Here is an 11680-nt window from a genome sequence, read left to right as displayed (position 1 = left end):
ATGCGGGCGAGCCCTATCTGCGCCATCTCGTGCTCGCCGCGCTGGAGGCGCACCCGGATATCCCGCTGGTGCTGCATCAGGATCACGGCGCGAGCCCCGCCGTTTGCCAGCAGGCGATCCGCTCGGGCTTCACGTCGGTGATGATGGACGGCTCGCTGCTGCCGGATCAGAAAACGCCCGCCGCCTACGACTACAACGTCGACGTGAGCCGCCGCGTGGTGGAAGCGGCGCACGCGGTGGGCGTCTCGGTCGAAGGCGAACTGGGTTGCCTCGGCTCGCTCGAAACCGGCACGGCGGGCGAGGAGGACGGCGTCGGCGCGAGCGGCCGGCTCACGCATGACGATCTCCTCACCGACCCCGAGCAAGCGTGGCGCTTCGTCGAAGCGACCGGCGTCGATGCGCTCGCGATCGCGATCGGCACCTCGCATGGCGCCTACAAGTTCAGCCGCGAGCCGACCGGCGACATTCTCGCGATCGACCGGATCATCGACATTCACGAACGGATTCCGAACGCACATCTCGTGATGCATGGTTCGTCGTCGGTGCCGCAGGAATGGCTGGCGGTGATCCGCGAATACGGCGGTGAGATTCCGCAGACGTACGGCGTGCCGGTCGAGGAAATCCGGCGCGGCATTGCGCATGGCGTGCGCAAGGTCAACATCGACACCGACATCCGGCTCGCGATGAGCGGCGCGATGCGCAAGTCGCTCGCCAACGCACGCTCCGAGTTCGATCCGCGCGCGGCGCTCAAGGCGGCGACGGCGGCCGCGAGCGCACTCTGCGCCGAGCGCTTCGAGGCGTTTGGCTGCGCGGGCCAGGCGGCACGTATCAAGCCGCTCCCGCTCGAGGCGATGGCGCGCCGCTATCACTGAACCATTGGGCGGGAGAACGTCATGCGTGAATTCCTGATTGCCCCGTCGCTGCTGTCGGCGGACTTCGCCCGTCTCGCGGACGAGGTGCGCGACGTCGGCGCAGCCGGCGCGGACTGGCTTCATCTCGATGTGATGGATAACCACTACGTGCCGAACCTGACCGTCGGGCCGCTGGTGTGCTCGGCGATCCGGCCATATACAACGATACCGTTCGACGTGCATCTGATGACGATGCCGGTCGATCCGCTCGTCGCCGCCTTTGCCGAGGCGGGCGCGAATTCGATCAGTTTTCATCCCGAGGCGTCGCTGCATGTGCATCGCACCATCGAACTGATCAAGTCGCACGGCGTGCGCGCCGGACTCGCGCTGAACCCGTCCACGCCGCTCGCCGTGCTCGATCACGTGACGGACATGCTCGACGTCGTGCTCGTGATGTCGGTCAATCCGGGCTTCGGCGGGCAGGCGTTCATCGGGCAAACGCTGGATAAGTTGCGGCTGTTGCGCGAGCGTGTCGACACGACCATGCAGCGTACCGGCCGGCCACTGCTGGTCGAAGTCGATGGCGGCGTGAATGCGTCGAACATCGCGCGCATCGCTGCGGCGGGCGCCGATGTGTTCGTCGCGGGGTCGGCTGTGTTCGGTGCGCCCGATCGCAAGCAGGCAATCGGCCGCCTGCGCGACGCACTCGATACGGTGGCGCAAAGCGCAGGCGTGGCCGCGCTGGGATGACTGGACGTCAGCCTTTCTTCATCGTCTCGCCGGGTGCGCGCCAGGCGAGCAGATCTTCGTCGGGACGATCGAGCGCGCAGCCCCAGTCGAGCGGCTGGTCCTGATCGAAGCGCTTGCCGAGCCGCCAGGCGATTTCCGCGCGGGCGAGCTGCACGCCCATATAGAACGCGTGGCCGCCGTCGGTATCGAGATTCAGTTGCGGATAAAGCGCGAACGGGTCTTCCGCGCGCCGATGGCCGTCGCGGTTATAGACGTGAATGCCGTCGGCGCTGACCTGCACGCGGAAATTCGGATCGCGCACGCTGCGCGCCAACTCGTCGATCTCGTCGGCGCTATAGGGAAATGGGCGTTTCGCATGGACAGTCGCGAGATCGCTGCTGATGCCTTTCGGCAGCACTTGCGCGTCGCGCGCGGCATGCATGACGCGGCGCGCGACGTCGGCCTCGCGTAGCGCACGCCGCGCATGCAGACTCACCGACGTAGTGAGCACCGCGCCGATCCGCAACTCGGCGGCCATGCCCAGCAGCACCGCGTTGATGCCGCTCGTGTCGGCTTCGGTCAACTCCGTCACGTTGCCGATGCCCATCATGATCGCGATGTCCGGATAGCGTTCGCGCAAGCGCACGTAGCGCGCCACCGATACGGCGAGCCCGAACGGAATCGGGTCGAGAATCGGATCGGCGTAGAAGGCGCGGCCTTTCATGGACAGTTGTTCGATCGCGGCATCGAGCGAGGCAGGGTCGGCCGGCTCGCGCGCGACGAGGATCGGCGTCGACGGTACTTCGTCGGCGATCCAGAGCGTGTCCAGGTTCAGGCTCATCAAATAGTCGGCGCCCGCGCGGCCGCCGCGCAAGAGTTCGTCGGTGCGCATCGAATCGACGCTCACGCGATAGCCTTCGGCCTTCAGCCGCCGGACCGCGTCTTCGAGATGGGGAAACGGCGTTTCAGGCAGACAGCCGATGTCGATCACGTCGGCGCCCTGAGCCGCATACTCGCTCGCACGGCGCGCGATGCCGTCGAGCTCGAGGCGCGGCGCGTCGACGATCTCCGCGAAAATCTCGGTTTCATAGCGGCTCAGATCGAACGGCTTCGCCTTGCGGCCGAAAAATTGCGGCAGGTCCTTGACCTCTTCGGGACCGCGTTCGAACGGCACGCCATAGTGAAGGGTGAGCGCATCGAGATCGCCGCGGCAGCGCCCGGGCACGATCACCCGTTGCGCGGTGAGCGGGGCGGGCACGCGGCGCTGGATCAGGTCGGCCGTCATCAGCGCGGCGACCTGCAGACCGATTTCGCGGACCTCCCAGCTGAATGGCGTCGGCGCCATGCCGTCGAGCACGCGCAGCAGACTCGGTTCGGCAAGCCGGCCGGTCAGGAAGAGGATGTGGTCCATGCAAGATCGAGGGTCGACAGGCGTTGATCGAGCGCCGCTTTGAGGTCGTCGAGCGAGCGGGCGAGCGTCGTGTATTCGAAGCGCGACAGGCGCTCAACGTTGTCGAGTTCGATCGTCCGTGGCCGCAGTTCGACCCATTCGTCGGGGCTCGCCGTGATCACGGTCGGCTCGGTGTCACATGCAAAGACGATGCCCGGGATACATTGCTTGCCGGCCTGCGCGTACATGTTGGTAGGCAACGTGTCCGAGATGCCGTACGCGCATTTGGCGACGGTGTTGCTGGTGGCCGGCGCGATCACGACCGTGTGATAGACGCCGTGATAAAGCATCCCGACCGGCACGCCGCTCGCGCTGTTGTCGCGCAGCACGCGGAATTTTTCACGGAGTTTGTCGATTGGCCAGCCATACAGGGGCAGCACTTCCTCTGCCGCCGCGGACAGGAAGAGGTCCACGCGCGGCAATAGCAGCGCGAGCGCGATGGACTCTTCGAGCAGATGGCCGGAGCCGGTCACGCACCACGCGAAGCGCGCGTCCGGCTTGAAGTCGGCGAGATCGCGTGCGGGCGTCGGGGTCATGCGTCGAGATCGAGCGGCATTCCGTCGGACGGCGAGCCTTCATGCGACAGCCGGATGTGCAGCCGGCGCATCTTCCGGTACAGCGTGTTGCGGCTGATGCCGAGCGCCTTCGCGACATTGCTGACGTTCCAGCGGTGCTCGTCGAGCAATGACAGCACGGTTTCGCGCTCGTTCAACTGGATCGCGTTGAGCGCCGAGATGTCCGCGTCCTCGGTGAGATGCGCGTCCATGTCCGCGGTGGCGAGGCCGAGCGCTGTCGGCATGTCGCCGCCCGGCGCGCGTTGCGTGATTTCGGGCGGCAGGTCCTCGCAACCGATCGGCTCGCCGTCGGACAGTGCGATCGCCATTTGCAGCACGTGGCGCAGTTGCCGGATATTGCCCGGCCACGCATAACTCAGCAACGCGTGTTCGGCTTGCGGACTCAGTTCCGGCGGATCGTCGGTCTCGTTCGCGAGCAGATGGTGGATCAGCGGCAGCTTGTCGAGCCGCTCGCGCAGCGGCGGCAGATTCAACTCGACACCCTTGAGCCGGTAATAGAGATCCTCGCGGAATTGCCCGCTATGCACGAGTTCGAGCAGATTGCGGTGACTCGCGCTGATCAACTGGAAATTGACCTTGACGGTGGTTTCGGCGCCGAGCGGCGTGACCTCGTGTTCCTCGATCACGCGCAGCAGACGAGCCTGCAACACGAGCGGCATGTCGCCGATCTCGTCGAGAAAGAGGGTGCCGCCGTTGGCCTGCACGATCTTGCCGCGCCGTCCTTCGCGCTGCGCGCCAGTGAATGCGCCCGCACGATAGCCGAACAGTTCGCTCTCGATCAGGTTCTCGGGCAACGACGCGCAGTTGACCGGCACGAAAGGACCGCCGGCATGCGGGCTGATGCTATGCAGCGCCTGCGCGAACACTTCCTTGCCGGTGCCGGTCTGGCCTCTGAGCACGATCGGAATCTTGCGCTGGATCACGCGCGCGGCCAGCTGAATCTGCGATGCCATGCGCGGGTCGCCGAACTCCAGGTGCGCGATCTCGTCGAGCTTCGGCGCGGGCGGCCGCTTTTCAGGCGCGCTGTTGCGAGGGGCGGGCGCTTCGCTGCCGAGCACGCGCGCGACCCGCCCACTGTTGTTCTGCGAGGTCTGCGCAACGAGAAAGAAGCGGTTCGTCGCGTTCGCGCTATACACGGTGACCGGATGGAACGAGCCGCGGATGCTGCGCGCGATCATATCTTCGAGCGACGCGTTGAACGCTTCTTCGATACGCCGCCCGCGCAGTTCGCTGAGCGAGCGGAAGCCGAGCTGGAACAGCGCGCTGCGATTCGCGGCTAGCACCGTACTGTCGTCCGCGACGGCGAGCTTGCCGCCGTGCAGCGTGCCGACGAATTCCGGGCGGCTGTGAAAGTGAATCATGTTCGCGTGACGGTAACGCGCGTCGAGCAAACGGTTTTCGATCATCTGCCGCGACATGCCGACGAGCACCAGCGAATGCTGTTGCAGCAGCTTGGAGCGGCTCGTGACGTCGAGGACGCCCGCGATCTCGCCGCTGTCGTCGAAGATCGGCGCGGCGGAGCAGGTAAGCGAGGTATAGCGCGGATAAAAATGCTCGTGCTGACACACGGCGATGCAGTCGCGCTCGGCAAGGCAGGTGCCCATGCCGTTGGTGCCGGCTTCGCGTTCGCTCCATAGCGCGCCGACCCGGAAACCGTCTTCGGCGACCGCCTCGGCAAACGGCACCGACGACACCTGATGCACGATCGCGCCGCCCGCATCGACCAGCACGACCGCGAGTTCGGGGTCGGCCAGTTGCTGATACAGCGTCGTCATCTCGAGCTTGGAGCAGGCGATCAGATCGCCGAGCGCTTCGCGACGCGCGCTTAGTTCGTACTGCGTGAGGACTGGCGGGGTGACGAAACGCGAGGGGTCGAGCTGAAATTCGTTGATGCAGCGCGCCCACGATTGGGCGACGGATTGGCTCGTCGGGCGCGTAGTCAACTGATGATTGACGACGTTCAACACCTCTCGGACGTGCGTATTGCTGTCAGCAAGCAACGACATGGGGTTTGTCTCCGTTGCGGCATTTCGGACCGGCTACTGAGCACGCCACGAATGCCGCTTTATCAATCCTGTATTCCCCTGACGCTGCGAATTCGTACGTTCGCATGCGCCTACGCGACCGGCCTCTCTCTGGCGGCTATTTAAAACTTTACGCCCGATGGCGGTTTGGTTCAACAGGAAGTCGCATTAACACCACCGGCTGTGCCCGATATTTGCTTTTCTTCATTCGTTGCGTTGTTGACGGGTCTATTCGACGGCGTTGTCGCACCTTCGGCACAGAGTGTGCCGCCGTTGCCGCTGTTCCTGATGCAGTATTAACCCGAAGCCGCGTCGCGGCGGAGCACACCATGGATCGTATCGATACTGTTCGCCTTGCCGCTTTCCCCGGCATCTCCAACACCGCTGCGTTGCCCGAGCGTATGGACATCGTCTTCATTGAAAACTTCGTCGGCCAGACGGTCATCGGTATCGACAGCAGCGAGCAGCATGTCCCGCAACCGGTGCGCATGAACCTCGCGATCGGCGTGCCGGCGATTCGTGCCTGCACGACGGACCGGATCGAGGACACGGTCAACTATGCGGCCGTACGCAGTGCATTGCTCGATCTGTTCGCGACACATCGGGTCCGCTTGCTCGAAGCGCTCGCGGAAAACATCGCGCAATTACTGATTGCGGATTTCGGCGCTCACTGGGTCCGGGTGTCGCTCGCGAAGCCGGCGAAATTCGACGACGTGGCGGCGGTGGGTGTGCAGATCGAACGGCGGCGCGGTGAACTGTCCGCGACCGGTGCCGGCATCGTCAGTTATGCATCGCTGGGAGAAGGGCTGGTGCCGAATTAAACGGGGCGGGTGACGCGGCGCCGCACTGGCGGCGCCCTCCACCACTTGCATGCACCGCATTGGCGGTGCATCGCGTCACTACTTTGCAGCCGTGGGTGTCTTCTGCGAACCCAACCCGCACGCCTGATACGCCGTCATCTGCAGCGCGCGGAATTTTTTCGTTTGCGACTTCGCATGGTCGACGCGGAATTCCGAGCCGCCCTCACCGCCGAGCGTCGCGTACTTCGAGAAGGTCGACTGGGCGACGAATTCGTCGTACGGAAGCGCGGCCGCCATCCTGTCGATCACGCACGAGCATTTATAGACGTTCGCGAAATCGTGGCCATTGTCGTCCATGCAGGTCAGCACGTATTCCACGCGGCCCTGAGTCGGGTAGTTGTAGCCGCCCGCCGGAGCGGGTCCGGCGGGCGCATCGCCTTCCGCCCAGCTGAGCGGTGCTGCCAGCGCGAGGCAGGTGAAGGCGAAAAGCGCGCGACATCTGATGGTCATTGTCATGCCTCTGCGGGAGCATTGAGCCTGCTTGTCGAACATACGTGCGTTCGGCCGTGCAACAGAATGCGTGAGGAGGCGGCCCCTTGCGGGCACCGCGCCTCCTCCGATGCCGCGCGTGATCAGTTCGGTGCGAACGGATGCGCGACCGTGCCTTTCTTCGCGACGACTTCCGCCGCGCTCGGTTCGCCGTTGACGGCGCGTTTGATTGCCTCGCGCGTCGCCTGATAGTTGAACTGCTGGATCTTCTTGTCGTCGTCCGCCTGCCAGTGAATGAACACGCCGACGCACAGGAACAGATCGTCCGCCTCATCCTGCGGAATCGTGCCGTCCTCGACACTGTCGGCGACCGCGAGGGCAACCGCGTGCTGCGCGGGGCCGAACATCTGCACGGCCTGCTTCGCGCCCTTGATCGTCACCTTGTTGAAGAGGATCGTGTTCGGCTTGGTAAGCAGATTCGGGGCGACGACCGCGAGCAAAGATGTGAAGCCATCCTTATTGTTGGTGAGCGCGTGGCAGAACGCGGTTTCCGCAGCGGAACCTCGCGGTCCGATCAGCAAGTCGATGTGCGCGACCTCGTTGCCGTCGCCGACTAGCGACTCTCCGATCATGACGCGGTTGATCTTGGCCATTCTGTTCCTCCGATGAGTGGTTACGGACCTGCTGATTGGCCGCCGCCTGCAATCGTCCTGCTCCTGCATCGCACGGCGGCGTATTGATGCACGGCGGTACTAACTAACATGTTCCGTGCCAGTGCGTGGCGCGGATCACCTGACGCCTGTTTGTCAGCCACTCTCGAGGCAAGCGGCGACGAACAGCGTGGCGACCGCGAGATCCGCACTGGTGCCGGGGTTGATTGCGCGCGCCTTGAGCTCGGCATCCCATGCGTCGAGCTGCGCGGCCGCGTGCGCGCGTGATGCGTGATGCGCCGTTTGCCGCCAGCGCGCGTGATGTTCGCGTGCCGCAAGCGTGACACTCTGCGCCAGCGCCATGCCGTGCTTGCGCACAATGTGTGAGTCGGGCCAGCCGCCGAGAAACGCGAGGAACACGCCGAGCATCGCCGCTTCGGGCGCGCCCGCCGGCGCTTCGCGATACGCGGCGAGACCCGTTTCGAAGATGTCCTGACAGCCGTTCGCGTATTGACGGGCGATGCTGTCGCGGTCGCTGGCGAGCCGCATCGCGTCGAGCAGGCCGACCGTCGGCGGTGCATGGACCGATTGCTCGGGGGCGTCGCCGAGACCGCCTGGATTCGCGAGGGCAATGGCGCGGTAGGCGAGGCGCGCGTCGTCGACGTCGAGTGCCGCCAGCGTGCGCGAGGTCGCCGCGCGCCACGCGTGCGCCGACGGTGCTGCCATACAGTCTTCCAGCGCCGCGGCGAGCGGTGCGACGAGCAGCACGATGCCGAGGTTCGTGTTGCAGCCGACCGCGTCGCGCGTACGCGTGACCGCACCGAGAATGCGCCGGCCGACCGGCGCGCCGTGCGCGAGCAGCGCGTCCGCCGCGGCGTCCGCGCTGGCGAGGAACTGCGCGCCGCTCATGCCGTGGCCGGGGCTTTGCATGCTGACGTTGCCGGGTTTCGGCGTGGCCACGTCGAGCGCGCAGGCTTGCAGGAACGCCGCGCGAACCTGGTCGGGCGTGAGCGCGCCGGTCTCAGGCATGGCGTGCGGGCCGCGTGGCGACGGCAGGTGTAGCGGCTGACGCATCGGCCTGCGTGAGCAAAAGCCGCTGCGCGGCGAGCTTGCGCTCGAGCAGATCATTGGCGAGCGCCGCCGCGAGGTCGAGCGGCGTGACCGACTGCAAGCCGCGCCATGCGGCCACGCCGTTCACTTCGAGCACGAGCGGACGCGTGGCGTCGTCGGGATTGGGGATCAGATCCACGCCGGCATAGTCGAGGCCGAGCGCGGCGGCTGCCTGCACGGCCGTTTGGGCGAGCGGCGCATCGAGTTCGGCCGGCTCGCAGCGCGCGCCTTGCGCGAAGTTGTGAATCCATTCCTTGCCGCCGACGCGCCGCATCGCCGCCACCGCGCGCCCGCCGATCACCAGCACGCGCCAGTCGAACCCGGGCCGCCCGCCAGCGACATAACGCTGCAGATAAGCAACCTGCCGGTAAGGCGCCAGCGACGGCAATGGCGCGAGCCCGCCGCGGCGCGCGCCGAGCCGTTTGAGGCCGTGGCCTTGCGAGCCGAACAACGGTTTGAGCACGACCTGGCGGCCGGCGGCCGCCTCGCGCATCAGCACGCGCTGTGCGAAGGCCGCGGATTCGACCGCCCACGTCGCCGGTGTCGGTACGCCGGCACGGTGCAGCAGGAAGCTGGTCATCGATTTGTCCACGCTGCGCTCGATCGCGCGCGCATCGTTGTAGACCGGCACGCCCGATTCACGCAGCGCGTGCAGGATGCCCAGGCGCAGCGTCACCTGCTCGAAGGTGCCGCCGGCGATGCCGCGCACGAAGACCGCGTCAGGCAGCCCATGACCGAAGCCCGGCACCACCAGCCCGTGAGGTTGCCACGTGGTGTCGATGCGGCAATCCGCGAGGTCGACACAGCGCGCCTCGGCGCCGCGCGCGCGGAACGCTTTTTTCAGCCGTCCGGTGTGCCAGCCGGTTTCGTCGGTCAGGATCGCGATGCGCACGCCCGCGTGCTTCGCGTCGTGCTTCGCGTCGGACCTGGCGTCGGAGTCGATCTCCGGCGTCGCGCCAGCTCGCGTGAGCGTCATGGCGCGACGGGCTTGCCGCCCCATTGGTCCTGCAGCAACGCGCTGTCGAGCTGTCCGCCGTGATAGGTCGCGCCGCTTTCGAGGCTGCTCACCCACACTTCTGCGGGCGCGAACAGCGCCGGATCGATCTGGTAGAAGTCGTAGTTGAACGACGTGAAGATGTCCGCGAACGGCCGTCCGTAGTCGCGCGAATTCGCGGCAGGCAAGCTCCCGGCGAGGCGCCGCGCGGTGTCGTCTTGCCTGACCGTCAGATGGACGCGGCCACCGTACAGGATCGCGTCGTTGGTGCGGCCCATCGCCTGGATGCCGTCGGGCGCGGGCGGCGGCAACGGGGCCGAGCCCGTGCCTTCCACGACTTCATCGAGCGGCACGCCGAGCACGTGCGTCTTGTGCAGCGCAACTTCCACCACCCGCGCCACCACCTGTACCGTCCCCGCGACAGAGTGTGTCGGCGTGACGATCAGCGTGAGCGCTTCGGGCGCGAGGCCGCAATCATGGAGCACCTTGTCGATGATGACCTGCGGCGGCATGCGATCGACTTCGAGTACGAGCACGCCACGTTCGTGGCGGTCGCGATAGCCGAGTTCGGCGAACAGCGGCTCCTTGACGGCCAGCGCGCGCGCGGGACCGGAGCCGAGCGAAAAGAACTTTTTGCCGCCGGTCTGTTCCTTGGTGGCCGCGAGGCTCCATCCCGCGTACTGACTGCCGAGGCACGCCAGCACCGGTGTCGACGTGTGCGCTTCGATCATCGTGGGCCAGAGCGGCGCCGCGTCGAAGTTCGAGCGCACCGCGACGCGTCCGAGCCCACCCATGCAAATGCGCGCGATCAGCACGCCGGCGTCGATGCTGCCGGGGGCGTCGACCCCGGCGTCCACGATCACGGTGCCGCCTGCCGTATGGCTGATGACGACGCCAAGGCGGGCGGCATCGTCGATCAGCCGGGCGACGAGGCGCTCGCTCAGCGCGTTGACGCTGGGTGCGGCGGCTGGCCGGGAAGTGTCAGGCGAGGTAGGGGAGGCGGACATGGTCGGGCTCATCGCAGGTTTCGATTCGTTGCAGGACGAGGGCGCGCTGCGCATCGAGCGCGCGCCGCACTGCGTCCACCGATGCCACGCGCACGAGCAGCGTGCAGACAGGCTGCCCGGCTTCGACGCGCGTGCCGGGCATCGGCACGTCGCGGCACTGAGGGTCGCGCAGACAGGCGTCGGAGAATTCGGCCGACACCGTGAACGGCGCGGGCGCGAACAGCACGCGCTGGCCCGTGCGCCAGCGAGGCTGGCACGCCAGGGCTGCGCGGCCATTCGACGGCAGCCGGTCGAAACGGCAAGCGTCGAGATGGCATTGGAGCAGTCCGTCCGGCCACGCATCGGGCGACGCCGTTTCGTAAAGCGTCATCGTGGAGGAAGGCCGCGCGTTGATTTCGAGCAGCTCGAAGGCGTCGCCATCGAGCAGGAAGTCGCAACTGTTGAGGCCGATCAGGCCGGTTCGGGCACAGAGTGCATCAAGGGCGGACTGCATGCGCGCTGCGACCTGCGGCGGCACATCGATCGGACCGATCGAACCGGCATGGACGAACGCCAGCTCGCCCAGTGCGCAGGTGAGCTGCTCCGCGAAACCGATCAGCAGCGCGCGGCTTTGCGCGCCAATAAAAAGGGCCGACATCGACCGGCCGCGACCGATGCGCTGGAAATAGCCTCGCGCGGGCACGCTCTGCGTGCCGAGCGTCGCCACCGGTTGGATGTGCGTGCCGCCGCAGCCGTCGGCGAATTTGAACAGCCAGCCCTCCTGGGCCGTCGCGGGCCGCGCGAACGAGACAGCCGGATGCGGAATACGCAGCTCATCGAGCAGCGCGAAAAAACGCCGTGGCTCGCGCACGGCGGCGCTCGCCTCAGCCGTGTTGCCGATGAAGCGGGGCAAGCCGGGTGCATCGCACAATTGCGCGATCAGCGGCTCCAGCCCGCTGCCGCCGATCCAGCCGAGAAAACGCGGCAGACGCGCGACGCGCGCAAGCGCATGCGTGAGCCGC

General features: G+C 66.5%; 12 protein-coding genes. 3 read left to right on the top strand and 9 right to left on the bottom strand.

Features of this window, described 5'->3' with window-relative positions:
• Nucleotides 1–872 (top strand): ketose-bisphosphate aldolase (locus CIC12_RS12710; RefSeq protein ID WP_168664458.1); only part of this gene is annotated, 872 nt, incomplete at its 5' end.
• Nucleotides 873–893: 21 nt separating this feature from the next.
• Entirely contained in the window at nt 894–1601 is a 708-nt protein-coding gene (gene rpe / locus CIC12_RS12705; RefSeq protein ID WP_168664457.1) for a ribulose-phosphate 3-epimerase, read from the top strand.
• A gap of 7 nt (nt 1602–1608) precedes the next feature.
• Here rpe and CIC12_RS12700 read toward each other — a convergent pair whose 3' ends face one another.
• The 3 genes from CIC12_RS12700 to CIC12_RS12690 are packed head-to-tail and all read right to left on the bottom strand — an operon-like array spanning nt 1609 to nt 5611.
• The gene (locus CIC12_RS12700) at nt 1609–2991 is read right to left on the bottom strand and encodes a DUF6513 domain-containing protein (RefSeq protein ID WP_168664456.1); all 1383 of its coding nucleotides are present in this window, start codon (nt 2989–2991) and stop codon (nt 1609–1611) included.
• Nucleotides 2970–3566 carry a flavoprotein gene (locus tag CIC12_RS12695; protein ID WP_168664455.1) on the bottom strand — a complete coding sequence of 199 codons (597 nt, stop codon included), beginning with the start codon at nt 3564–3566 and terminating at the stop codon, nt 2970–2972. The genes CIC12_RS12700 and CIC12_RS12695 overlap by 22 nt, the downstream gene beginning before the upstream one ends.
• Complete coding sequence (locus CIC12_RS12690) at nt 3563–5611, bottom strand: sigma-54-dependent Fis family transcriptional regulator (RefSeq protein ID WP_168664454.1); 2049 nt, start codon at nt 5609–5611, stop codon at nt 3563–3565. Before CIC12_RS12690 ends, CIC12_RS12695 begins: the two co-directional genes overlap by 4 nt.
• A 347-nt stretch (nt 5612–5958) precedes the next feature.
• On the opposite strand from CIC12_RS12690, the gene CIC12_RS12685 reads away from it, so the two are divergent.
• Nucleotides 5959–6450: a dihydroneopterin aldolase gene (locus tag CIC12_RS12685; RefSeq protein ID WP_168664453.1), complete on the top strand. Its 492-nt coding sequence runs from the start codon at nt 5959–5961 to the stop codon at nt 6448–6450.
• Nucleotides 6451–6528: 78 nt separating this feature from the next.
• Here CIC12_RS12685 and CIC12_RS12680 read toward each other — a convergent pair whose 3' ends face one another.
• The 6 genes from CIC12_RS12680 to CIC12_RS12655 form a co-directional block, all read right to left on the bottom strand.
• Nucleotides 6529–6939 carry a hypothetical protein gene (locus CIC12_RS12680; RefSeq protein WP_168664452.1) on the bottom strand — a complete coding sequence of 137 codons (411 nt, stop codon included), beginning with the start codon at nt 6937–6939 and terminating at the stop codon, nt 6529–6531.
• Nucleotides 6940–7061: 122 nt separating this feature from the next.
• A complete protein-coding gene (fae, locus tag CIC12_RS12675) occupies nt 7062–7571 on the bottom strand; it encodes a formaldehyde-activating enzyme (protein ID WP_168664451.1) in 510 nt (169 codons plus the stop codon).
• A gap of 153 nt (nt 7572–7724) precedes the next feature.
• Nucleotides 7725–8597, bottom strand: coding sequence for a triphosphoribosyl-dephospho-CoA synthase (locus CIC12_RS12670; RefSeq protein ID WP_168664450.1), 873 nt, complete (start codon nt 8595–8597; stop codon nt 7725–7727).
• Nucleotides 8590–9654 carry an ATP-grasp domain-containing protein gene (locus tag CIC12_RS12665; protein ID WP_238812561.1) on the bottom strand — a complete coding sequence of 355 codons (1065 nt, stop codon included), beginning with the start codon at nt 9652–9654 and terminating at the stop codon, nt 8590–8592. Before CIC12_RS12665 ends, CIC12_RS12670 begins: the two co-directional genes overlap by 8 nt.
• Nucleotides 9651–10691: a methenyltetrahydromethanopterin cyclohydrolase gene (mch, locus tag CIC12_RS12660; RefSeq protein WP_446728004.1), complete on the bottom strand. Its 1041-nt coding sequence runs from the start codon at nt 10689–10691 to the stop codon at nt 9651–9653. Before mch ends, CIC12_RS12665 begins: the two co-directional genes overlap by 4 nt.
• The coding region (locus CIC12_RS12655) for an ATP-grasp domain-containing protein (RefSeq protein WP_168664448.1) at nt 10654–11680 on the bottom strand (1027 nt) is incomplete at its 5' end. The genes mch and CIC12_RS12655, both read right to left, overlap by 38 nt.

This window comes from Paraburkholderia sp. SG-MS1, assembly GCF_012275575.1.
Lineage (GTDB): Bacteria > Pseudomonadota > Gammaproteobacteria > Burkholderiales > Burkholderiaceae > Paraburkholderia.
Note: the sequence above shows the minus strand (reverse complement) of the source record. Positions and strands in the feature narration are given on the sequence as shown.

What these genes read in the sequence shown, in the direction of transcription:
- CIC12_RS12670 (WP_168664450.1), bottom strand. Translation starts at nt 8,597, where the DNA reads ATGCCTGAGACCGGCGCGCTCACGCCCGACCAGGTTCGCGCGGCGTTC.
- CIC12_RS12685 (WP_168664453.1), top strand. Translation starts at nt 5,959, where the DNA reads ATGGATCGTATCGATACTGTTCGCCTTGCCGCTTTCCCCGGCATCTCC.
- CIC12_RS12695 (WP_168664455.1), bottom strand. Translation starts at nt 3,566, where the DNA reads ATGACCCCGACGCCCGCACGCGATCTCGCCGACTTCAAGCCGGACGCG.
- mch (WP_446728004.1), bottom strand. Translation starts at nt 10,691, where the DNA reads ATGAGCCCGACCATGTCCGCCTCCCCTACCTCGCCTGACACTTCCCGG.
- CIC12_RS12700 (WP_168664456.1), bottom strand. Translation starts at nt 2,991, where the DNA reads ATGGACCACATCCTCTTCCTGACCGGCCGGCTTGCCGAACCGAGTCTG.
- CIC12_RS12665 (WP_238812561.1), bottom strand. Translation starts at nt 9,654, where the DNA reads ATGACGCTCACGCGAGCTGGCGCGACGCCGGAGATCGACTCCGACGCC.
- rpe (WP_168664457.1), top strand. Translation starts at nt 894, where the DNA reads ATGCGTGAATTCCTGATTGCCCCGTCGCTGCTGTCGGCGGACTTCGCC.
- fae (WP_168664451.1), bottom strand. Translation starts at nt 7,571, where the DNA reads ATGGCCAAGATCAACCGCGTCATGATCGGAGAGTCGCTAGTCGGCGAC.
- CIC12_RS12690 (WP_168664454.1), bottom strand. Translation starts at nt 5,611, where the DNA reads ATGTCGTTGCTTGCTGACAGCAATACGCACGTCCGAGAGGTGTTGAAC.
- CIC12_RS12680 (WP_168664452.1), bottom strand. Translation starts at nt 6,939, where the DNA reads ATGACCATCAGATGTCGCGCGCTTTTCGCCTTCACCTGCCTCGCGCTG.